Origin of the sequence: Streptosporangium sp. NPDC050284 (assembly GCF_044459525.1) — a bacterium.
Lineage (GTDB): Bacteria > Actinomycetota > Actinomycetes > Streptosporangiales > Streptosporangiaceae > Streptosporangium.
In genome coordinates this window covers 244,840-266,548 of sequence record NZ_JBITIZ010000001.1, presented here as the reverse complement: position 1 = coordinate 266,548, position 21,709 = coordinate 244,840, and the positions used below count along the sequence as shown (strand labels likewise).

Sequence of the window (21,709 nt, the reverse complement as noted above, 5' to 3'; positions counted from 1 at the left end):
CGGAGCGGTCACTTCCCGACCACGTGGATCTCGAAGCCGTCGCCGCTCACCACCTGGCCTTCACGGATCTTGCAGGTCTTGCGGAGCTCGACCTCGCCGTCCACCAGCACGTTGCCGTCGGCGATGAAGTGCTTGGCCTGACCGCCCGTCTCGGTGACGCCGCAGTATTTGAGCAGGTCGCACAGCGGGATGTATTCGGTTTCCAGCTCGAAGGTCTCGTTCACGCCGAACAGCTTAGATCCCGGGTACGCGCCCTCCTCGCCGCACCGGGCGCCGTCGTCGGATGCCACCGTCGGATGCCACTGTCAGATGCCGCGCATCCGCAGGACGTGCAGGGCGAGGGTGAGGTTCAGGCGCAGGTGGGCGTCCTCGGTGAAGCCGCCGAGCATGCGCTCCAGCTTGCCGATCCGGTAGCGCAGCGTGTTGTAGTGGAAGTGCAGCCTGCGCGCCGTCTCGGCCACGTTGAGGTTGGTCTCCAGCAGCACCTGCAGCGTACGGCGCAGGTCGGCGTTCTCCGCGTCGTCGTCGGAGGCGAGCGGGCCGAGCGTCTCGCGGACGAAGGCGTGCAGCTCGGCGGTGTCGTTGACCAGCGACAGCAGCCGGTAGACGCCGAGCTGGTCGAAGTTCGCGACCGCGCCGTTGCCGTGGAGCTGGCGGCCCACCCGCGCGGCCTTCAGCGCCTGGCCGTACGCCTCGGGCAGCGCCTCGGCCCCGATGGCGGTGCGGCTCGCGCCGGTGGAGAAGGTGGCGGGCAGGGACTCGGCGAAGGCCGCGGCGGCGTCCTTGGCGAGGCGGCCCGCGTCGACGGACGCGTCCACGATGGTGACGACCTCGTGGGAGAACCCGGCCACCGCGCCGCGGGCGTCGTGGCGGCGCATCGCACCGGTCCAGCAGGTGACGAGGCGATCCTGAGCGGCGCGCTCGTCGCCCTCGGGGTCGAGCTCGGCCACCAGCACGGTGACCGGGCGCTGCAGGTCCCAGCCGAAGGCCCTGGCCCGGGAGGCGACCCGTTCGGAGCCTCCCGCCCTGCCGGTGAGCACGTCGCGCAGGAAGTCGGCACGATACTTGCTCTCGACGGCGTTGACCGCCTCCTGCCGGGTGACCACCAGCGCGGCGACCGTAGCGGCACGTTCCAGAATTCCGACGTCGCTGTCACCGATCGCCCCGACCGGGCCGCAGGCGACGATCCTGCCGTGGTGGTGGCCGCCCGCCACGACCGGCACCGAGGCGTGGCGCCCGTCGGGGCGCTTCGAGGCCTCGCGCAGCGCGGCCACGTGTTCGACCGGCCCCGCCGCGGCCAGCACGTGCCCCGCCCCGTCCAGCACGGCCACCCCCGCGCCCAGCAGCCCGGCGACCTCGGCCGTCACCTCGCGCAGTCCTCCCCCGGCGAGCACGACCTGGACCAGTGCCCGGTGCGCCTCCTCGGCCCTGGCCAGCACCGCGGCCTGGCGGTTGAGGATGTCGGTCAGGACCTGGTTGAGGATGTCGTCGAAGCCGACGTCGTCGGGAAGCTGGATCAGCGGGAATCCCAGCCGGTCGGCCTGCTCCACCATCTCCTCGGGCAGTTCGTCGAGATAGCGGCCGAGTTTGATGGCGAGCGCGGCCAGGCCGCGCTCGTCGAGGTCGGCCACGAGCCTGCCGAGCGACTGGGGCGTGTTGCGCAGCGGGTAGCCGGTGGTGAGCAGCAGCTCGTGCGGCTTGACCCAGGCCAGGACGTCGGGCACCTCCATCACGTTGAGGCGCTGCACGACACGGTCCAGGCCCCGCTCCCCCGCGATCAGCCGGGCTCCCGCCAGTGTCGAGACGCCGAGGACCTCGCCGACGGCGACGCCGTGAATGATCGTTCCAGTGCTCGCCGGGCGTACGGGGGGTTCCATGAGGTGATTGTGACTGATGGACCCGTCTGTCAGGAAGAGCCAACCTTTGAGCGGAGTGTTGGCAGCTTTCTCCGTACGGCCTGCGTTCACGCCCGTTCTACCGTCTGCTCAATGGATGGGGGAGTCCGTGAGCGAGCGAACCGCTGGAGAGAGCACCTTCACACCTACGGGGCCTGCCGAGGAGCGCTCATGACCGTTGGAACACGCCCGAGGACGCCGAGGGCGCCGAAGACGCAGCGCGTACACCCGTGGACGCACGGGACCGGCGCGGCCAGTACGGCCCTGCGCCAGATGCTGGAAGCACCCCGCCGCCCGGCGCGGGTACTGGCGGCCTTCCCGGCCGGCGTCTACCTTGAGGTACGCACGGAGATGGAACCGCAGGTCATCGCGGTGGTGACCGGGGAGGCCACCCGCCTGCCCAACGCGATGGTGGTCACCGACCCGATGCCTCGCGTCGCGGTGGGCGACGAGGCGTCCGTCGGAGACGGCTCGATCGACGTCGGACGGCTCAGCCTGCGGGCCCACCGCTGGTGGAACCCGGCCCCCCCGCTCGGCGCCGTGGAGGCGGCGCGGCTGGCCCGCTCGCTGCCCGCGATGGCGGAGTTGTGCGAGCGGTCGCCGAGGCGTCCCGGGCTGGAGGGCAACGGCGCGGCCGGCCTGCTGGCCCAGGGGTGCGCCGAGGGTTCGTTGCTGAAAAGCGTGATGGCCGCCGAGCAGTTGGTCGGCCTGGGTCCCGGGCTCACGCCGAGCGGCGACGACGTGCTCGCGGGGTTGCTGGTCGCGCTGCGTCACCTGGGCGGGGCGGTGGACGCGAGACGTGCCGTGTGGCTGGCCGACTGGCTCGCCGCCGCGGTCACCTTCGACGTGCGCGGCAGGACCACCCCCATCTCGGCGGCGCTGCTGCACTGCGCCGCCCGGGGCGAGGCGAGCGGTGAGGTGCTGGCCGTGCTGCGGGGTCTGGCGGGCCGGCACTCCCTGGAGCCGGCGCTGCACCGCCTCCTGCAACTGGGCCACACCTCCGGGGCCGATCTGGCGTGGGGACTGCGGATCGGGCTCGCGGCGGTGATCGATTTGGAAGGCGGGGGCAATGGCGAGTACTGACGTGGTCCGGACGCGTACGGGGGTCTACCACGACTCCGTGAGCCTGATGCGGGTCAGCCGCACGGCGAGCGCGCTGCCCGGCGTGGAGGTCGCGGTGGTGGCGATGGCCACCGAACTCAACCTCCAGATCGCCTCCGAGCTGGGCTTCGACCTCCCCCAGGCCGGTCCCGCCGACCTGCTGATCGCGCTGCGCGGCGAGAGTGACGCCCTGGAGGCCGCGTCCGGGGAACTGGACGGGTTGCTGACCGCGCTGTCGGCCCCGTCCCCGTCCGCGGGCGGGGTCGGAGGCGGCGGCACCGCCGAGCTCCCTCCGCGCACCGTCCGCGCCGCGGCCCGCGAGCGCGCCGCCGACCTCGCCCTCGTCTCGGTTCCCGGCCCGCACGCGTTCGCCGAGGCGCTGGACGCGGTCGAGGCCGGACTGTCCGTAATGATCTTCAGTGACAACGTGCCGGTCGAGCAGGAGGTTCTGCTCAAGAGGCGCGCCGCCGAGCGCGGCGTGCTGGTCATGGGGCCCGACTGCGGCACCGCTGTGATCGGCGGGGCGGGCCTCGGCTTCGCGAACGTCCTGAGACCCGGCCCTGTCGGGCTGGTGGCGGCCTCGGGAACGGGCGCGCAGCAGGTGACCTGCCTGCTCGACCTCGCGGGAGTGGGGGTGTCCCACGTGCTCGGCGTGGGCGGTCGCGACCTGTCCGCGGACGTGGGCGGGCTGTCCACCCTGCGTGCCCTGGAGGCCCTCGACGCCGACCCCGCGACCGAGCTGATCGTCCTGATCTCCAAGCCTCCGGCCCCCCAGGTCGCGCGGGCCGTCGAGGAGGCCGTCGCGAGGCTCGGCACGCCGGTCGTGACCGCGCTGCTCGGTCCCGGCCAAACCGACCTCACCTCGGTGACCGAGGCCGCCCTGCGTGCCCTCGGCGTCCCGATCCCCACCTGGCCCTCCTGGCCCGCCCCCGGGACGACCGACGCGCCCCCCGCGCCCCCCGGCCTCCCCGAGACAGATGGCCCGGGCGCGGAAAGGAACGTGCGGGGAATCTACTCGGGCGGGACGCTGTGCGTGGAGGCGAGGCTCATCGCCGGGACCGGCGAGTTCACCGACTTCGGCGACGACGCCTACACGGTCGGCAGGGCCCATCCGATGATCGACCCGACGCTCCGCCTGGAGGCCCTGGCCGAGGTGCCGCCCGGCGACGTCGTCCTGCTCGACGTGGTTCTCGGCCACGGCTCCGACCCCGATCCCTCCGCCAGGCTCGCGCCCGCGATCGCCGAGGCCGTCGCCGGAGGCGTCACCGCGGTGGTGGCGCTGGTCGGCTCGGAAGGCGACCCGCAGGGGCTGGCCGCGCAGGCCGGGGCACTGAACGCGGCGGGGGCCGCGGTGTTCACGTCCAACGCCGAGGCGGCCGGGTACGCCGCGCGGGCGTCCGCCGGGATCACCGCGAACACTCGTTGATCGTTCGCCCTGTCCACACCGTTCGCACCTCCTCCTCGGAGGCGGAGGTTTCCGGGCTCGTTCCGGGCTCGTTTCAGGCTCGGGTCTCCGGGCCCGTTCCCGGCCCGGGTTTCAGCTTCGAGGAGAAGTGATGACGCTGTCCATGCTTTCCGGCGAGCCGGAAGTGATCACGGTGGGGGCCGACGTGCTCGGCGAGGCGCTGGACGCGCAGGCCGTCTCGCGGGTCCGGGTGGACTGGCGCCCGCCGATGCCCGGCACCGAGGCCGACCTGGCCAGGGTGCTGGCCGACCCGCGCAGGGTCCGCGCCAACGAGACGGCCGTGGGCCGCCTGGTCACGGCGCGGCCGCAGCTCGTCGGGGTACGGCCCGCGCACGAGGTGCTCGACCTGCCGAAGGGCACGTTCCTGCACGCCGGCCCGCCGATCGAGTGGGAGCGGGCGTCGGGACCGATGCGGGGCGCGCTCATCGGGGCGATGCTGCTGGAAGGGCTCGCCGCCGACCCCGAGGAGGCCGAGGAGCGGCTCGCCTCCGGGGGTGTCCGGTTCGACTCCTGCCACCACCACCGCGCCGTCGGGCCGATGGCGGGTGTGGTCACCCCGTCGATGTGGATGTTCGAGGTGCGCGACGCCGAGCATGGCGGCACCGCCTACTGCTCGCTCAACGAAGGGCTGGGCAAGGTGCTGCGCTACGGCGCGTACGGGCCCGAGGTGCTGGAGCGGCTGCGCTGGATGGCCGATGTGCTCGGCCCGGTGCTCCAGGCCACCCTGGAGCGGAGCGGGCCGCTCGATCTCAGGTCGCTCGCCGCGCAGGCCCTGCAGATGGGCGACGAGCTGCACAACCGCAACCGCGCCGCCACCTCGCTGATGGTGCGTGAGCTCGCCCCCGACGTGGTGGAGGCCGCGCCCGGCCACGCCGCCGAGGTCCTGCGCTTCGTCAACGGCAACGACCACTTCTTCCTCAACGCGGGCATGGCCGCGTGCAAGGTGAGCACGGACGCCGCGAGGAACGTCCCCGGTTCCACGATGGTCGTCGCGATGGCCCGCAACGGCACGGACTTCGGGATCCAGGTCTCCGGGCTGGGCGACCGCTGGTTCACCGGCCCCGCGGGCGTGCCTGACGGTCTCTATCTGGGCGCCTACGGCCCCGAGGACGCCAACCCCGACATCGGCGACTCGACGATCACCGAGACGGCGGGGCTGGGCGGCTTCGCGATGGCCGCGGCCCCGGCGATCGTGAGGTTCGTCGGCGGGAACGTGTCGGACGCGATGGCGGCCACCCGGTCCATGTACGAGATCACCCTGGCCGAGCATCCCGCGTACCAGATCCCGGGGCTGGACTTCCGGGGCACGCCGGTCGGCGTCGACGTCACGCTGGTGGCCAGGACCGGCCTGCTGCCCACCGTGAACACCGGTATCGCCGGACGGGTCGCGGGAACCGGGCAGGTCGGCGCGGGGCTGGTCAGTCCGCCCGCCTCGGCCTTCACCTCGGCCCTCGCCGCCCTCGCCGCGGCGGCCGATCATGAACACACGGCTACGTATTGATCTTTTGTCTATTAAGATTGGGTAAAGCTGACAATTTCTCCATCCGCCGGTAGCATTCGGCGACGTTCAGAGCGTGGACGCAAGATCAGTGATCTGAAGAGCACCGATCCTGACAAATACCGTCATACGCCTTCTCGGCATGCAAACTTCCATAACCAAATGCCCTCCCGATATCGTGTCCACCGCACAGGGCTGGTTTTGGGGAACGGGGAACGATGACCGATCGCTTGCTCGGGAGAAACCCCCTGGGGCCTGAGGGCGGCGATTCCGCGGGCGGAACACCGGAAGGCCAGGGCCGGCTGGTGGGCAGGCGCTACCGCCTGATGTCACCGGTCGGACGTGGCGGGATGGGCATGGTGTGGCACGCGCACGACGTCCTGCTCGACCGGGACGTCGCGGTCAAGGAGTTGATCCTCCCCTACGGCCTCGACCACGCGGGCAAGCAGGGAGCCCACCGGCGGATGCTGCGCGAGGCCCGCTCGGCGGCCCGGCTCAGCCACCCCGGCATCGTCACCGTCCACGACGTCGTCGAGGAGGACGGCCGCCCCTGGATCGTGATGGAGCTGGTCCGCGCCTGGTCGCTGGAGCAGGCCGTGCGGCAGAGCGGGCCACTGCCCGTGGTCCAGGCCGCGGAGATCGGCGTCCGGGTGCTCGACGCGCTCCGCCACGCCCACGCCGCCGGGATCATGCACCGCGACGTCAAGCCGGGCAACGTGCTGCTCACCTCCGACCGGGTGGTGCTCACCGACTTCGGCATCGCCGCGATCGAGGGAGACGTGACGGTCACCCAGACCGGCCTGATGATGGGCTCGCCCGCCTACATCCCGCCGGAACGGCTGTCGGGCCAGCCGTTCACGCAGGCCTCCGACCTGTGGTCCTTCGGCGCCACGCTTTATGCGGCGGTCGAGGGGCGCCCTCCCTACGAGGGACCGGACGCGGTGGCCGTGCTCGGCGCGATCCTCACCCAGGAGCCCAGCCGCCCGCAGCGGGCCGGTGCCCTCATCGCCGTCATCGAGGGCCTGCTCCGCAAGAACCCCGCCGACCGGATGAGCGCCTCGCAGGTGTCGGACCTGCTCGATCGGGTGCTGCGCAGCCACGGCTCCAGCACCCCGAACCGCGCGCCCAGCCCCATGCCCTCGTCGATGCCGATCCCGGGCGACTCCATGCCGATCCACCTGGTGCCCCCGCTGAACGTGCCGTCGGGGCCGCCCCCCTCCCGGATCATCGAGACGCCCTCGGGGCCGATCCGGGTCCCGTACGCCAACGACTCCTCAGGCGGCGACGCGCTCTCCGGCCCTTCGAGGTCGCACCGCGCGGACCTGCTCTCCTTCCCCGCCTCCGGCTCGGGCGGGTTCCCGCAGGCGGGCGGGGCCACCGGTCTGACCGGCGGGCACCAGCGCGGTTACGACGCGCTGCGCATCCCGGCCACCGGACCCGACGGCGACCCGTTCGACCCGCTGAGCAGTTTCTCCGGCGACCTGCACATCGCACCGTCGCCGGCACTGTCGCCCGCACAGCCGTCCGCGCCGCGTCACGGCGGGCAGAGCGAGGCCTCCAGGGCTCGTGAGGCGACGCTCCGGCCCACCCCCTCGGCGCGGGAACCGTCCTCCCGCACCGCCGTACGGGACTCGCGGTCCGTCACCTCGCCCGGCCGGAGCGGGATGCGCGGGACCTCGCGCCGCGCCCGGGGAAACAGCGAGGGCGGCCCCGACTTCCGCCTGCTCATGCTCGGCGGGGGCGGCGTGCTGGCCATCGTGGTCGCCGGACTGCTCGTCTTCCTGCCCAGTGATACCTCCGACACCCCGGTCTCCACGATCCCGTCCCCGGCGATCTCCGCGGACGCGCCGGCGACGTCCACCGGGCCGAGCGAGGAGATCCCCGAGGGCTTCAAACTGGCGAGCGCCGCCGGCGTCTCCGGCGCGGTGCCCGGCGACTGGACGGTGAAGGCGAGCTCCGGCGGGGCGGTCACCTTCACCGGGCCGAAGAGCGGCGGGCAGACCATCGTCGTCGCCGAGGTGCCGGTCGAGGATCCGATGACGGCATTGGGCAGGGCCAGCAAGAAGGGCCTGGACGAATACACCGAGGTCGGCGTGACGGCGGTGAACTACCGCACGTGGAAGGCCGCGGACTGGGAGTACACCTACGTCCAGCCGAACGGCGTCCCGATGCACGGGCTGACGCGCTACGTCGCCCTCAACGGCCGGACCGCCTACCAGATCACGTTCAAGGTCCAGGACCTGGACTGGGAGAAGAACTCGGACATCCTGGAGACGTTCTTCGCCACCTTCAGCTCCGTCAGCTGATCTCGGCGACCGGCCGTCACCCCCGATCTTCCCGCCGTCCACCATCCTTCGCCTCACCACCGATCCCTCCCGCCGTTCGTCCTCCTTCGTCTCGTCACAGGTCTCATCGGCCGAACCCCGCCCCACCGTCCTTCACCCCCGCCTCACCGCCGTCCCGCCGCCGTCCCGGTCCCGCCCGCCGTCCACCATGCCGCTCCCGAAATGGTCTCGTGGCGCGGTCATGAGTGATGGCAGACTTCGCTCGTGACCGCGAACCCCACGAACACCACGCCCCCCGGCGCCTCCCCCGGCAGGAAGACGCGAGTCGCCGCCGTACAGCGGCGGACGCTCACCGTCCTGTCCGCCGCCCAGATCAGCGGCGGGATCGGAGTCGCCGTGGGGCTCACCTTCAGCTCGGTGACCGTGAGGGAGCTCTCCGGCTCCACGGCGCTCAGCGGGCTGGCCGGCACCGCGACCGTGCTGGGCGCGGCGCTGCTCGCGCTGCCCACCGCGAAATCGTCCGGGAGGAGTGGCAGGCGCGCCGGGCTCACCCTGGCCTACGGCTGCGCCCTGCTCGGCTGCCTGGTCTCGCTGCTCGCGGTCGCCCTGGGCTCCTGGCCGCTGCTGCTCGCCGGGCTGGTGCTGTTCGGCGCGGCCAGCGCGGGCAACCTCGCCTCGCGCTACGCCGCGACCGACCTGTCCCCGCCGGGGCACTCGGCCAGGCACCTCTCGCTGGTGGTGTGGGCCACCACCGTCGGGTCGGTCGCCGGGCCGAACCTGGCGGAACCGGCCGAGCGGTTCAGCACCGGGCTCGGGATGCCGTCGGGCAGCGGCCCGTTCGCCGTCGCCCTGGTGAGCTTCGCGATCGCCCTCGGCATCATCGTGGTCGCCCTGCGTCCCGACCCCCTGCTCCTGGCCCGCTCCGCATCTTCCGACGCGTCCCCCGACTCCGACACCCCCGCGCCAGGACCCGCCCCCTCGGGGAAGGGCGCCGGGACGTTCCGCACCGCCTGGCGGGTGCTGCGCGGGACACCCGTGGCGGCACGCGCGCTGGTCGCGATCGCGGTGAGCCACACCGCGATGGTCTCGATCATGTCCATGACCCCGGTCCACCTCGACCACGGCGGTTCGACGTACACGGTCATCGGGATCGTGATCAGCCTGCACATCGCGGGGATGTACGTCCTGTCGCCCGTGGTCGGCTGGCTGGCCGACCGGGTGGGCAGGACAACGGTGCTGGTAGCCGGGATGGGGTTGCTGCTGGCCGCGGCCGTCCTCGCGGGCGGGGCCGGGGCGCACGACGTCACGCAGGTGGCCATCGGGCTTCTCCTGCTCGGCCTCGGCTGGTCGTTCGGGCTGATCTCCGGCTCGGCGATGCTCAGCGAGGCCGTGCCGCTGGAACACCGCACCCCCGTGCAGGGCCTCTCCGACCTGCTGATGAACGTCTGCGGCGCGGCCGGCACCGTGATCGCCGGCGTGATCGTCGGTGGCCTGTCGTACGGCGTGCTCGGCGCGGCCGTCGCGGTCATGGTGACGGTCACCGGCGCCTGGCTCGCCCTCACCCGCGCCTGAGCCGCGACGGCCCTCACCCCGGTCCGCTCAACCGGCGCCCGGAAGTGTCCAAAACCGTCCGGGACGCCGGTCCCACCGGGCGTCACTTGGCGTCGGCGTAACACCTGACCGGGACGGCCAGCATGGGGAAGCGCACCGGGGTCGATCCGAACAACAACCGGGTCGCCTCCTCCGCGGCCTTGCCGACCGCCGCGACGACCTCCTCCGCCTGCTCGGCCGGGCAGTGCACCATCACCTCGTCGTGCTGGAAGAACACCAGCCTGGCCGGCTCGGGCAGCAGGCCGCGCAGCACGGCCATCAGCACGAGAGCCCACTCGGCCGCGGTCGCCTGGACGACGAAGTTGCGGGTGAACCGGCCGCGGTCGCGAGCCGCGCGGCCTCCCTCGGGGCCGGAGACCAGCTCCCGCCAGCGGGCGGAGGGCGGGGGCGAGGTGCGGCCCAGCCAGGAGCGGACCACCTTGCCCTCCTCCCCCGCCCTGGCGGCGTCCTCCACGAACTGGTAGGCGCGGGGAAAGCGCCGGCGCATCACGGCCAGCAGTTTGGGCGCGTCTCCGCTGGTGCCTCCGTACATCGCCGACAGCATCGCGATCTTGGCGTTGTCGCGCTCGCCGCCGAACGCCTGCGCCAGTGCCTGATAGAGATCTATCTGCCCGGCTGCCCTCGCGAGGCCGACGTCCCCCGCCATCGCGGCCAGCACACGCGGCTCCAGCTGGGCCGCGTCGGCGACGACGAGCGTCCAGCCGTCGTCGGCCACGATGACCTTGCGCATCAGCTTGTGGATCTGCAGGGCCCCGCCACCGTTGGTCGCCCACCGGCCCGTCACCACGCCGCCCACCACGTATTCGGGCCGGAAGCGGTGGTCGCGCACCCACTGGTCGGCCCAGGCCCAGCCGTGGAAGCTGTAGAACCTGGCCATCTCCTTGTAGGCGAGCAGGGGCGCGACGCCCGGGTGCTCGACCTGCTTGATGTCGTGGGCCCTGGTGGAGGCGACGGGCACGCCCGCCGCCTTGAACGCCCTCACGATCTGCTGCGGGGAGTCGGGGTTGAACGGCGTGCCGAACGCCGCCGCCACCTCGTCGGCCAGGGCCTGGAGCTTGGCGGGTCGCATGCCGTGCACAGGACGCGGGCCGAGCAGGCCGGTCAGCAGCTCGTCGTGCACGTCCCGACGCCAGGGCATCCCCTCCCTCGCCATCTCCGCGGCGACCAGCGCCCCGGCCGACTCCGCGGCGACCAGGAGCCGGAACCGCCCGGGGTCGGCGGTCGCCTCCACGCGCCGCAGCTGGTCGGCGTAGACCTCGGCGACCAGGTTCGCGTCCGGCGGGGGCGCCTCCTCCTCGAAAAGGGTGGCCTGCCGCGCCTGGGGTCCGTGGGGATCGTCGGGCACGGGCAGGCCGTGCAGCCGGGCGTAGGCCGCGGGGGCAGACCTCGGCTCGCCGAACCGCCCCTCGTGGGCGAGGAGCAGGCCCTCGGTCAGCGCGAGGTCGTGGCAGCGCGCGAGCCGCACCCCCGCGGCGAGCAAGGCGGGGTAGACCTCCCGCGTGTCGGCCCAGATCCAGCGCGGCCCACGGGCCTCCAGCTCGCGGACGGCCGAGGCCAGATCGGCGACGGCCTCGGCGGGCTCGCCGTCCACACGCAGCACGCCCCCACCCCCGGGAACCGCCGCGACCGACACGTGCATACGCCCACCCTGCCACGCCGGTACGACATTCTCGATCAGACGAGCGGTATGACGATCTCGTCCTCGACCGGGGGTTCGATCTCCTGCCGCAGGCAGCCGGTGGCGGCGAAGCAGCGGATCGTCAGAGCCTCCGAGGTGACCGAGACGTGCAGGAAGCTCTTGAAGAACGGCGGGGTGTCCCAGTCGGACAGCTCCGACAGGTAGCGGTGGAACGTCCTGCCCACCGGCAGCCGCAGCGGCATCGGCCAGCCGCCGAGGATCCTGGCGGCCCACCGCATCCGCCGGGTGATCGGCACGGCGGGGATGTCCCTCACCGGGGTGTTGCCGATCCGCCGGGACATCAGCGCCGCGCTCTCGTCGGGCGTGAGGTAGAGCCACCGCATGCGCAGCCGGTCGCTGTAGAGCCCGCTGTAGAACGAGAGCGAGTCACCGCGCAGCGGGTAACAGCGGTAGTCGTCCTCGTGCACACCGCCCACGGTGACCCTCGGGATGGTGTGGGTGGCGTGCATGAAGGCCCCTGAGCCGCCCGCCACGAGATACTGGATGGTCCGGTCCCCGACCTTGACCGGGAAGCGCTGGTAGTTGTGCACGTCGCCGCCTATCGCCGCGACGTAGTTGTGCGCGGGGTCGGTGACGATGTCGTCGATGGTGCCGCCGCCGGCCAGCTTCGACGGTTTGTAATCGTTACGGCTGTAGATGGGCTTTCCGGTGATCAGCACCTTGGGCCGGGGGTCGCGGGAGACCTCGCGCAGCCAACCGGCCTGCTCGGAGTCGATGTCGCCGCGGATACCGGTGTCCACCCCGACGATGAGCAGCCCCGGGGTCTCCATCGCCCAGTAGGGGGTGGGCTGCACGGCCCGCTGCTCCGGCTTCGCCCGCAGCTCGCGCGCCCTCGCCAGCCGGGCCTCGTCGATCTTCTCCGGCTTGCGCCAGAGCAGGCCGCGCAACCCCGAGGGCGACAGCTTGAACCCCTCGTTCTCGGCCTCCAGCGCCGGGGCCTCGCAGAAGACACGCATGAAACCACCGAGTCCGTCGTACCAGTCGTGGTTGCCGGGGATCGCGTAGATCGGCGCCCGATAGTCCTGGTACGGGCGAAAGAACTTGTCCTCGTACTCGTTGCCCGAGCCGGTGGGGTAGATCACGTCGCTGGCGACGACCGCGAACGCGGTGCCCTCACCGACTTTGAGCATGCCCGGCACCACGGCGTACTGCGAGGCGTCGCCCTCCCCTGTGTCGCCGAGGACGAGGAAGGAGAACTCGGGGCCGACGTCCATCGGGATGCGGAAGGAGGGGTCGACGCCCCGGTCCCGCTGCGAGCCCACCCAGCGCGCCCTCACCTGCCCCGAGGGGTCTCCGAACAGGATCGCGAGGACCTCGTTCCGTGACCGCCAGATGGTGCGCGGGTTCAGCCAGGAGAAGTTCTCCTTACTGGGCAGCAGGTCCTTGAAGGTGCCCGTCTCGGCGCAGGACCAGCCCGCCCCCTCCTTCGACACCCGGGAGGAGACCTCACGCCCGCGCTCCGCCGCCTGTCTTATGTCAACCATGGCCCATATCTTGGCAATGATCTTAAAGAGCCGCATACCTCTCGGGAAAGGCGGCCGATCTCGAAGCCGTCGGGGGCCGTCGGGGGCCGTCGGGGGCCGTCGGGGGCCGTCGGGGTAGGTCCGGGTCGCGGCCTGCGCGGCGGAGCGCCATCGAACGTGCGGGCCGGATCGGAGCCTGCCCTGCCCTTCCGTGCCCCTCTGTTACCCTCTGCGCCCGTTATCCACCCGGCGGGACGAGAACACCGGGGTTGAGGATGCCCTCGGGGTCGAGCCTGCCCTTGATCCCGCGCAGGATCTCCACGCCCAGGTCGCCGATCTCGGTCGCGTAGGCCTCCCGGTGGTCGCGGCCGACGCCGTGGTGGTGCGAGACGGTGCCCCCGGCCGCGACGATCGCCTCGTTGACCGACCGCTTGGCCTCCTCCCACTGCCCGACGGGGTCGTCGCCCTGCGCCGTGACGACCGTGAAGTACAGGGAGGCGCCGGTGCCGTACACGTGGGAGATGTGGCACATGACCAGCGGCGAGCCGAGCGAGGCGTGCAGCGAGAGCCGTACGGCGTCGTAGAGGCGGGGCAGGTTGGACCAGAACCCGGCCGTCTCCAGGGTCTCGACGGTCGCGCCGGCGGCGAGCAGCGAGTCGCGCAGATAGGGCGCCGAGTAGCGTCCGTGAACCCATGACTCCCCCGGATCCGTGCCGAGGGGGACGCCTCCGAGCCCGGACAGCACGGCGGCGACCCGCTCGCGCAGGGCGGGCACCTCGGAGAAGCCCTCGTATCCGGCGATCGCCAGACAACCCGCGCCGGTCGGCGAGGCGCCTATCTCGCCGGGGCGCGCCAGGCCCACCATCGTCTCGGTCTCGTCGGACAGGCGCAGCACGGTGGGCACGACGCCCTGCTGGACGAGGTGTCGCAGCGCGGCCGATCCCTCCGCGAACGATGCGAACCGCCACCCCTCGTAGACCCGTTCCTCGGGCGCGGGCCGGACGCGGAGTCTCAGGGAGGTGATCACGCCGAAGGCCCCCTCCGAGCCGAGGATCACCTGGCGCAGGTCGGGCCCGGCCGCCGACTTGGGCGCCCGGCCCAGCTCAAGGGTCCCGCGCGGAGTGGCCACGGTCATGCCGACCACCATGTCGTCGAAGCGCCCGTACCCGGCCGAGGCCTGCCCGCTGGAACGGGCGGCGGCGAAACCTCCCAGCGTGGCGTACTCGAACGACTGCGGAAAGTGACCTAGGGTGAACCCGTGCCCGGCCAGAAGCCGCTCGGCCCTCGGGGCCCGGAGCCCTGGCTCCATCTCCGCGACCATCGAGTCGGCGTCGACGGCGATCAGCCGGTCCAGACGGGCCAGGTCCAGCGCGACGACACCGGCGAAGCCCTGTCTGCTCGCGACCAGGCCGCCGACCACGGAGGTTCCGCCCCCGAAGGGGACCACGGCGATCCGGCGGGCGGCGCAGACGGCCAGCACCTCCAGCACCTCGCGGTGCGAACCGGGCAGCACCACCGCGTCGGGCGCGTCGGAACCGTCTCCGGCGCGCATGCGCATCAGGTCGGGGGTGGACTTGCCACGGGTGTGCCGGACGCGGGCCTCGTCGTCGGAGCGCACGTGATCGGCGCCGACGACGCCGCACAGTTCCGCGTGCACGGGCGGCGAGAGGGTCACGGCGGGCAACCGCACCTCGCCGAACTCGGCGGCCCGCTCTGGACGCGGACTCACGCCCAGCACGTCGTGGAGCAGTTTTCTCACCGGTTCCGGCAGGTCGGCGGCCTTGCCGGGGTCCCCCCAGCCGGACCAGAGCATGGGCTCGGTGGCACTCGTCTGATTTTCCACGCTTACACTGTGACATATGACGTCTATTCGTCACAATGCGGACGCGGAGAGCGGTGGCCAGGTGCTGGACGCCGCCCGCGAGGTGGTCCTCGCGGTAGGGGTGCGACGCGCCACGCTCACCGACGTGGCACGCAGGGCCGGGCTGTCCCGCATGACGATCTACCGCCGCTGGCCCGACATGCGTGCCCTCGTCGCCGACCTGATGACCCACGAGTGGGTGCGCGTCGCGGACCGGTTCGCGACCGGAGACCCTGTCACCTCCGCGGTGGCGGCGGTACGGGCGCTGCGCGACCACCCGCTCTGGCGAAAGATCGTCGAGGTGGACCCGGAGCTGCTCCTGCCCTACCTGCTGGACCGCAGGGGGGCGAGCCACGAGGCCATGCTCGCGCTCGTCGAGGCGGCGATCGTCCGAGGCCAGGAGGGGGACACCGTGCGGCACGGTGACCCGGCGAGGATGGCCAGGGCCGTGTTGCTCACCGCCCAGTCGTTCCTTCTCTCCGGCCCGACCATGCTCGACCCTGCCGGTCCCGACACCCCGGACGGCACGGTCGGTCCGGTCAGCCTGGACGATCTGGACGCCGAGCTCGCCACGCTCCTGGAAAGGTACCTGCGACCGTGAACTCCTCTCTCAACGCCACCCGCCGCGCACGCGAGCTGACCGAGGTACGCGACCTCGTGGTGGACGTACTGGTGGTTGGGCTGGGCGCGACCGGCGCCGGGGCGGCGCTCGACGCGGCCTCCCGAGGCCTCTCCGTCGCCGCGATCGACGCCCACGACATCGCCTTCGGGACCTCCAGGTGGAGTTCCAAGATGATCCACGGCGGGCTCCGCTACCTGGCCAAAGGACAGGTCGGGGTGGCGTACGAGAGCGCGGTGGAGCGCGGGCACCTACTCGGGCGCACCGCGCCGCACCTGGTCAGCGCCCATCCCTACCTGCTGCCGCTCGCCCCCGAGGTCTCCCGCCGCCAGGCGGCGCTGCTGATGACCGGATACCGCCTCGGCGAGGGGCTGCGGGTCGCGGCACGCACGCCCCGCCACCTCCTGCCCGGCCCCTCACGGATCTCCGCCGCGCAGGCTCTCGCCCTCGCCTCGCCGCTGGACTCGCGCGGGCTGCGCGGCGCCCTGCTGTCATGGGACGGGCGCCTGACCGACGACGCCCGCCTGGTGATCGCTGTGGCCAGGACGGCCGCGGCCCACGGGGCGAGGATACTGACGCGCTGCCGTGCGCTGGAGCTGTCGGGCGACGGCGCGCTGGTCCGTGACGAACTCGACGGGGACATCTTCACCATCCGGGCCAGGACGGTGGTCAACGCCACCGGCGTCTGGGCCGCCGGACTGCACCCGGGCATCCGGCTGAGCCCTTCGCGCGGCACCCACCTGGTGCTGCGACCGGAGACGCTGCCCGGCCTGGCCGCGGGGCTGCACGTGCCGGTTCCCGGGGAGAGCAACCGTTTCGTCCTCGTCCTTCCCCAGCCCGACGGGCGGGTCTACGTCGGGCTCACCGACGAGGCGGTGGACGGCCCCGTCCCCGACGTGCCGCAGGCACCGGAGGAGGACGTGACCTTCCTGCTGTCCATCCTGAACTCCGTGCTGGAGGAGCCGATCCGGCGCGAGGACGTCGCCGGGACCTACGCGGGGCTGCGGCCACTGCTCGCAGGCGCCGGCGGCGGGCGCAGCGCCGACCTGTCCAGGAGGCACACGCTGCTGAGCACGCCGGACGGGCTGGTGACGATCGTGGGCGGCAAGCTCACCACCTACCGGCGGATGGCCGAGGACGCGGTCGACCGGGCCGTGTCACTGGGCCGGCTCGACGCGGGACCGAGCCGCACGGCGGATCTTCCCCTCGTCGGGGCCGGCGGCGCACGCCCTCACAAGGACGCGAACGGCGACGAGCGCGAGGGCCGGGAGGCGGACCGGCTGCTTGAGCGGTACGGGAGCGAGGCGTCCGCCGTACGCTCCCTGATGGCGGAGGACCCCTGGCTGGCCGAGCCCGGGCCGACCGGGGTCACCGGGGCCGAGCTCGTCTGGGGCGTCAGGCACGAGGGCGCCCTGGACGTGGACGACCTCCTGGACCGGCGGACCAGGGTCGGCCTCGTCCTGCGGGACCGCGACGCGGCCCTCCCCCTGGCGCGTGCCGCACTGGCCTACTGACGCCTGCCCGCCGGAGCCGGAAAGGCCACCGGCGTGTCGCCTTCACCCACCCGTGATCGTTTCGTTCCTCGCCACCCTTCTCTCACCATTAGGTTAGTCTTACCTAAGTCAGAGCGAGGAGAGATCGTGAGCACGGGGAGTGTCGTGGGCAGGGCGGACAGAGCCGTCAAGGGGTGCATCCACCCTCCGGGCTGTCATACCGGTGAGCTGCCGGTCCACGCCAGCGCGACCGTCGGAGCCCGCTTCTGGCTGCTCATCGAGCACCCCGGCCCCTGGGCCTCCCACCTGGAAGACTGCGACCTTCCCAAGGAAGTTCACACTCTTATCAAACGGGCCACGCGGCTCGGCATCCGCCCCCAGCTGATCCGCCGCCCGGGGCGCAGAAACCTCGCGGAAACCGGCATTCACGTCATGGTCGCCGACTCCGGGTCGGCCGAACCATGGATCGCCGAAGGCGTCATCGCAGGTCCGGACGATCTTAACCTTGACAGCGTGGTGGCCGGAGTGGTCCCGGAGTCCTGCATACTTGTGAGTGAGCCGGTTTTTCTGGTCTGCACGCATGCCAAGCGCAACGCGTGCTGCGCCCGCATTGGACTACCCCTCGCTCGGTCCTTGGCAAAAACATTGCCGGACACAGTATGGGAAACATCACATGTTGGCGGCGATCGATACGCCGCCAACCTCGTGTGCTTGCCACACGGGCTTTACTACGGCAGCATGTCTCAGGCTGCTGCGATCGCGGCAGCCAACGCGTACCGGTCCGGCGAGGTCATCCTCGACCGTTTCCGGGGACGCGCAGGCATCCCTGAGCCACTGCAGGCCGCTGAGCATTTCATCCGCGTTCATACGGGTGATCTCTCGGTTGGCGGAGTGGCCGTGGAATCCTCCAGGTTGGACGGCGCCGTCACCGAGGCATTTGTGCGCGGTAATGGCACCCGTTTTCGGGTAGTGGTTGAACCCATGACGCTGACAACGCCATGCGGTACGGCTTGCGCCGATACGATCACTACCTACCGGCTGGTCACGCTGGACAGGGTAGCCCCTGTGCGGTACGCCACGTCCGCGCTGACCTGACCTGAGGGAACATCACGGCCAATCCAGGCGTTGTCCTCAGGGACGTCACAAGCGTCCAATGCGGCATCAACCAGAAATACCCTCTCACTATAAGGTGGTTTTCTCATGTCTCAGGTACGTCGGCAGACCGCCCGGCCTCGGCCCAGCTGGGGCTGGCAGGATGACGCCGCGTGCCGGGGCGAGGACCTCGTGCTCTTCTTCGGTCCCGACGGCGAGCGTCAGCCCGAGCGTGACATCCGCGAGCGTAAGGCCAAGGCGATCTGTGCCCAGTGCCCTGTTCGCGCCGAGTGCCTGGACTACGCGCTCTCCCGTCCGGAGAAGTACGGCACCTGGGGCGGTCTGAACGAGGACGAGCGCGCCTCCGAGCGTCGCCGTCGTATGCGCCGCGCCGCCAGCGCCGGCATCAGTGCCGTCGCCTGAGCAGTACCTCCACCCGGCTTCCCCCGCACGTGTGATCTCGCGAACCCCCTGCGAGATCACACGTTGTCGCGTCGGGCCCCGCGCGTGCGGCCCCCCGGAACGGGCGACCGCACGGCGGGTTTCCCCCGCGCTTTCGGTTCCCATCAGGGCCCATCGGTTCCCGTCAGGGCCCTTTTCGCGTTTCAGGGCCTGTTGCGGCCCGCCTTCCGCATCTCCTTGGTGATGCTCTTCCATTTGCCCTGAAGCTCCTTGCGGAGCCGCGCGTCAGTCCTGGACGCCATCCACGCGGCCTCCCGCTGAAGCTTGTTCCAGCTTTCCAGCCGCCGCTCGGGAAGCGTGCCGTCCTCGATCGCGGCGATCACGGCGCAGCCCGGCTCGCTGTCGTGGTGGCAGTCGCCGAACCTGCACCGGGCGGCGAGCTCCTCCAGGTCCGAGAAGACCATGTCCACGCCCTCGCCCATGTCGTACAGGCCGATGCGGCGGATACCCGGTGTGTCGATGATGAGCCCGCCTCCCGCGAGCGGGATGAGCTCGCGGTGCACGGTGGTGTGACGGCCCCGGCCGTCGCCGGCCCTGACCTGCTGGGTCTCCATCACCCCCTCCCCCGCCAGGGCGTTGACGAGCGTCGACTTGCCCGCCCCCGAGGCGCCCAGCACCACTGCGGTGCGCGTGCCCTCAAGGTAGCCGCGGACGATGTCGACGCCCTCGCCCGTGACGGAGCAGACCGGGTGCACGTCCACACCCGGCGCCGCCGAGGCGACCTCGTCCATCAGGAAGCCGAGGCCCTCGCCGATCAGGTCGGACTTGGTGACGAGCACCACGGGGCGCCCCCCGCTCTCCCAGGCGAGCGCGAGCAGCCGCTCGATCCTGCCCAGGTCGGCGGTGTCGGTGGCGTGCAGGGCGGGTTCCGCGACGAAGACGACGTCGACGTTGGCGGCGAGCACCTGGCCCTGGGAGTCGCCGGAGAGCCCGCCCCTGGAGACCCTGGCGACGCCGCCGCGCACGAACGCGGTGCGCCGGGGCAGAAGCGCCTCCAGCTCGAAACGGCCCTCGGCCAGGCGGCGGAGCCCGGCCCAGTCACCGACGCAGGGCAGGGCCACGGGATCGGCGGCGGCGTCGCGCCGCACCCTGGCGCCGTAGTGGGCCCGGAGATGACCGGAGGCCGTCAGCACCTCGGCGGCACCGCGATCGACGCGGGACACCCGGGCGGGGGTCAGGCCTGCGGGAAGCTCGGCGGCGAGAGAGTCGTTCCAGCCGAGCGAGGTGAGAACGGATGAAGAAGAGATGATTGGCGAAGACAACGTAAGCACCCTTGTGGAAGGCCGGGTGCCTCGTCGCGAATCGGCTAGGCGGGCACCCGGAGGTTGATGGACGGCAGGCTCACCAGAACAACCCGCATGCTTCCCACCTCCTGTCGCCTCGTGGCCGCGCGTTTCTCGAACGGCTTCTCCGGGAGAACCCTAGCGCACCGCCTCCCGTCCGGCGCAAACACATTTACCGCCTCCCCCGGGCTGAGCCCGGGGGGTTTCAACCGGCCCGCAGCCGGGGCGCCGCCCGGCGCGGCGCGAACCGGCAAAGATCCCCCCAAGGGCGGTACCGATGATCGCCATCGGGGTGGAGATCACCCCGATGGCGGCCCGCCCTGCGGGGGTACGGTCACAGACCGGGGGCGGGGAAGTGGGAGGTGAGCTCCCTGACCTCTCCGTGGACCCGGGTGATGACGTGCTTGGCCTCGTCCTCGTCCTTGGCCAGGGCGGTGACGACCTGGTCGATCCAGGCGCCGATCTGCCGCATCTCGGCGACGCCCATGCCCCGGCTGGTCACGCCCGCGGTGCCGATGCGGATGCCCGAGGGGTCGAACGGCTTGCGCGTGTCGAAGGGCACGCTGTTGTAGTTGGTCTCCAGCCCGGCCTTGTCGAGGGCCTGGGCGGCGGGCTTGCCGCCGATGCCCTTGGGGGTGAGGTCGAACAGGATGAGGTGGTTGTCGGTGCCGCCGGAGACCAGGTCGAAGCCCCGGGCCAGGAGTTCCTCGGCCAGCGCCCGCGCGTTCAGGACCACCTGGCGGGCGTAGTCCCTGAACTCGTCGGTCGACGCCTCCTTGAGCGCCACCGCGATGGCCGCGGTGGTGTGGTTGTGCGGGCCGCCCTGCAGGCCGGGGAAGACGGCCTTGTTGAGTGCGGTGGCGTGCTCGTCGGAGGTGGCCATGAGCATGGCGCCCCGGGGACCGCGCAGGGTCTTGTGGGTGGTGGTGGAGATGACGTCCGCGTGGCCCACGGGCGACGGGTGTGCGCCACCGGCCACCAGGCCCGCGATGTGCGCGATGTCGGCGGCGAGCACCGCCCCGACCTCGCGGGCGATCTCGGCGAAGGCCGGGAAGTCGATCGTGCGCGGCACCGCGGTGCCACCGCAGAAGATCAGCTTGGGCCGTTCGCGCAGGGCGATCTCGCGCACCTCGTCCATGTCGACGCGGCCGGTGTCCTGCCGCACGCCGTAGCGGACCGGGTTGAACCACTTGCCGGTGGCCGAGACCGACCAGCCGTGGGTCAGATGGCCGCCGAACGGCAGGCCCATGCCCATCACGGTCTCGCCCGGCTTCAGGAAGGCCAGGTAGATGGCGAGGTTGGCGGGTGAGCCCGAGTAGGGCTGCACGTTGGCGTGGTTCACGCCGAACAGGGCCTTGGCCCTGTCGATGGCAAGGGTCTCGATCTGGTCGATGACCTGCTGGCCCTCGTAGTAACGCTTGCCGGCGTAGCCCTCGGAGTACTTGTTGGTCAGGACGCTGCCGGTGGCCTCGAGGACGGCCTTGGAGACGTAGTTCTCCGAGGCGATCAGCTTGACGGTGTCGGTTTGCCGCCGCTCCTCGGCCTTGATGAGTTCGGCGATCTGCGGATCCACGCTGGAAAGAGCACTCATGCGCCTTCACTCCCCTGTCGTCGTCGACATCGCGCGAAGACCCAGGCGCTCGGCCTCCTCGCCCTTTCGCTCCCCGGTGGTCTCTCCCACCTTATGCGCCAGTCGCGGCTTAGACGATAGCGGACTAGGTGGGTGGTGGAGATGGCGCTGTCCTGGCTGATGACGTATCGGCGGCTGGCCCGTGATTATGAGCGTCAGCCGCCGATCAGCGAGGCGATGATCCGATGGGCCGTGACCAACGTGCCGGCACGGCCCATCACCCTAGGTCATCCCGCTCATGTTCCGCTGATC

16 protein-coding genes and 1 riboswitch are annotated in these 21,709 nt (G+C 71.7%); of the genes, 9 read left to right on the top strand and 7 right to left on the bottom strand.

The window, feature by feature from the left end:
• Positions 1-8 precede the first annotated feature (8 nt).
• Positions 9-290, bottom strand: a complete 282-nt coding sequence (locus ACIBH4_RS01150; protein WP_362508611.1) for an RNA-binding S4 domain-containing protein — start codon at positions 288-290, stop codon at positions 9-11.
• 15 nt (positions 291-305) lie between these two features.
• Positions 306-1,877 (bottom strand): PucR family transcriptional regulator ligand-binding domain-containing protein, encoded by a 1,572-nt coding sequence (locus ACIBH4_RS01145; protein ID WP_362508614.1) that lies wholly within the window; start codon positions 1,875-1,877, stop codon positions 306-308.
• A 189-nt stretch (positions 1,878-2,066) separates the two neighbouring features.
• Between ACIBH4_RS01145 and ACIBH4_RS01140 the strand changes: the two genes are divergently transcribed.
• The 5 genes from ACIBH4_RS01140 to ACIBH4_RS01120 all read left to right on the top strand — a co-directional run bounded on the left by ACIBH4_RS01140 (position 2,067) and on the right by ACIBH4_RS01120 (position 9,816).
• Positions 2,067-2,978, top strand: a complete 912-nt coding sequence (locus tag ACIBH4_RS01140) for a DUF2877 domain-containing protein (RefSeq protein WP_362508617.1) — start codon at positions 2,067-2,069, stop codon at positions 2,976-2,978.
• On the top strand, positions 2,965-4,422 hold the full coding sequence (locus tag ACIBH4_RS01135) for an FdrA family protein (protein ID WP_362766154.1): 1,458 nt from the start codon (positions 2,965-2,967) through the stop codon (positions 4,420-4,422). Before ACIBH4_RS01140 ends, ACIBH4_RS01135 begins: the two co-directional genes overlap by 14 nt.
• Positions 4,423-4,552: 130 nt before the next feature.
• Entirely contained in the window at positions 4,553-5,962 is a 1,410-nt protein-coding gene (locus ACIBH4_RS01130; RefSeq protein WP_362766157.1) for a DUF1116 domain-containing protein, read from the top strand.
• 215 nt (positions 5,963-6,177) lie between these two features.
• On the top strand, positions 6,178-8,265 hold the full coding sequence (locus tag ACIBH4_RS01125) for a protein kinase (RefSeq protein WP_362766159.1): 2,088 nt from the start codon (positions 6,178-6,180) through the stop codon (positions 8,263-8,265).
• A gap of 243 nt (positions 8,266-8,508) precedes the next feature.
• Complete coding sequence (locus tag ACIBH4_RS01120; protein WP_362508629.1) at positions 8,509-9,816, top strand: MFS transporter; 1,308 nt, start codon at positions 8,509-8,511, stop codon at positions 9,814-9,816.
• 82 nt (positions 9,817-9,898) lie between these two features.
• Here the strand turns inward: ACIBH4_RS01120 and ACIBH4_RS01115 are convergent, their stop codons facing one another.
• The 3 genes from ACIBH4_RS01115 to ACIBH4_RS01105 all read right to left on the bottom strand — a co-directional run bounded on the left by ACIBH4_RS01115 (position 9,899) and on the right by ACIBH4_RS01105 (position 14,830).
• A complete protein-coding gene (locus tag ACIBH4_RS01115) occupies positions 9,899-11,494 on the bottom strand; it encodes a bifunctional 3'-5' exonuclease/DNA polymerase (protein WP_362508632.1) in 1,596 nt (531 codons plus the stop codon).
• A gap of 35 nt (positions 11,495-11,529) precedes the next feature.
• Positions 11,530-13,038 carry a metallophosphoesterase gene (locus tag ACIBH4_RS01110; RefSeq protein ID WP_362766162.1) on the bottom strand — a complete coding sequence of 503 codons (1,509 nt, stop codon included), beginning with the start codon at positions 13,036-13,038 and terminating at the stop codon, positions 11,530-11,532.
• Between the two features lie 217 nt (positions 13,039-13,255).
• Positions 13,256-14,830 (bottom strand): FAD-binding oxidoreductase, encoded by a 1,575-nt coding sequence (locus ACIBH4_RS01105; protein WP_362766182.1) that lies wholly within the window; start codon positions 14,828-14,830, stop codon positions 13,256-13,258.
• A gap of 46 nt (positions 14,831-14,876) precedes the next feature.
• On the opposite strand from ACIBH4_RS01105, the gene ACIBH4_RS01100 reads away from it, so the two are divergent.
• The 4 genes from ACIBH4_RS01100 to ACIBH4_RS01085 all read left to right on the top strand — a co-directional run bounded on the left by ACIBH4_RS01100 (position 14,877) and on the right by ACIBH4_RS01085 (position 18,505).
• On the top strand, positions 14,877-15,479 hold the full coding sequence (locus tag ACIBH4_RS01100; protein ID WP_362508638.1) for a TetR/AcrR family transcriptional regulator: 603 nt from the start codon (positions 14,877-14,879) through the stop codon (positions 15,477-15,479).
• Positions 15,476-17,011, top strand: a complete 1,536-nt coding sequence (locus tag ACIBH4_RS01095; RefSeq protein WP_362508641.1) for a glycerol-3-phosphate dehydrogenase/oxidase — start codon at positions 15,476-15,478, stop codon at positions 17,009-17,011. The genes ACIBH4_RS01100 and ACIBH4_RS01095 overlap by 4 nt, the downstream gene beginning before the upstream one ends.
• Positions 17,012-17,137: 126 nt before the next feature.
• The gene (locus ACIBH4_RS01090) at positions 17,138-18,085 is read left to right on the top strand and encodes a sucrase ferredoxin (protein WP_362508644.1); all 948 of its coding nucleotides are present in this window, start codon (positions 17,138-17,140) and stop codon (positions 18,083-18,085) included.
• Positions 18,086-18,190: 105 nt separating this feature from the next.
• The gene (locus ACIBH4_RS01085) at positions 18,191-18,505 is read left to right on the top strand and encodes a WhiB family transcriptional regulator (protein WP_012893126.1); all 315 of its coding nucleotides are present in this window, start codon (positions 18,191-18,193) and stop codon (positions 18,503-18,505) included.
• Positions 18,506-18,687: 182 nt separating this feature from the next.
• Here ACIBH4_RS01085 and rsgA read toward each other — a convergent pair whose 3' ends face one another.
• Both rsgA and glyA read right to left on the bottom strand, forming a co-directional pair.
• Entirely contained in the window at positions 18,688-19,815 is a 1,128-nt protein-coding gene (rsgA, locus tag ACIBH4_RS01080) for a ribosome small subunit-dependent GTPase A (RefSeq protein WP_364230188.1), read from the bottom strand.
• A 346-nt stretch (positions 19,816-20,161) separates the two neighbouring features.
• Positions 20,162-21,418 carry a serine hydroxymethyltransferase gene (gene glyA / locus ACIBH4_RS01075; protein WP_362508652.1) on the bottom strand — a complete coding sequence of 419 codons (1,257 nt, stop codon included), beginning with the start codon at positions 21,416-21,418 and terminating at the stop codon, positions 20,162-20,164.
• Positions 21,419-21,450: 32 nt separating this feature from the next.
• A riboswitch (ZMP/ZTP riboswitch) is annotated at positions 21,451-21,529 on the bottom strand.
• Between the last annotated feature and the right edge of the window lie 180 nt (positions 21,530-21,709).

What these genes read in the sequence shown, in the direction of transcription:
- ACIBH4_RS01085 (WP_012893126.1), top strand. Translation starts at nt 18,191, where the DNA reads ATGTCTCAGGTACGTCGGCAGACCGCCCGGCCTCGGCCCAGCTGGGGC.
- ACIBH4_RS01115 (WP_362508632.1), bottom strand. Translation starts at nt 11,494, where the DNA reads ATGCACGTGTCGGTCGCGGCGGTTCCCGGGGGTGGGGGCGTGCTGCGT.
- ACIBH4_RS01140 (WP_362508617.1), top strand. Translation starts at nt 2,067, where the DNA reads ATGACCGTTGGAACACGCCCGAGGACGCCGAGGGCGCCGAAGACGCAG.
- ACIBH4_RS01100 (WP_362508638.1), top strand. Translation starts at nt 14,877, where the DNA reads ATGACGTCTATTCGTCACAATGCGGACGCGGAGAGCGGTGGCCAGGTG.
- ACIBH4_RS01145 (WP_362508614.1), bottom strand. Translation starts at nt 1,877, where the DNA reads ATGGAACCCCCCGTACGCCCGGCGAGCACTGGAACGATCATTCACGGC.
- ACIBH4_RS01135 (WP_362766154.1), top strand. Translation starts at nt 2,965, where the DNA reads ATGGCGAGTACTGACGTGGTCCGGACGCGTACGGGGGTCTACCACGAC.
- ACIBH4_RS01125 (WP_362766159.1), top strand. Translation starts at nt 6,178, where the DNA reads ATGACCGATCGCTTGCTCGGGAGAAACCCCCTGGGGCCTGAGGGCGGC.
- ACIBH4_RS01105 (WP_362766182.1), bottom strand. Translation starts at nt 14,830, where the DNA reads ATGCTCTGGTCCGGCTGGGGGGACCCCGGCAAGGCCGCCGACCTGCCG.
- ACIBH4_RS01130 (WP_362766157.1), top strand. Translation starts at nt 4,553, where the DNA reads ATGACGCTGTCCATGCTTTCCGGCGAGCCGGAAGTGATCACGGTGGGG.
- glyA (WP_362508652.1), bottom strand. Translation starts at nt 21,418, where the DNA reads ATGAGTGCTCTTTCCAGCGTGGATCCGCAGATCGCCGAACTCATCAAG.
- ACIBH4_RS01110 (WP_362766162.1), bottom strand. Translation starts at nt 13,038, where the DNA reads ATGGTTGACATAAGACAGGCGGCGGAGCGCGGGCGTGAGGTCTCCTCC.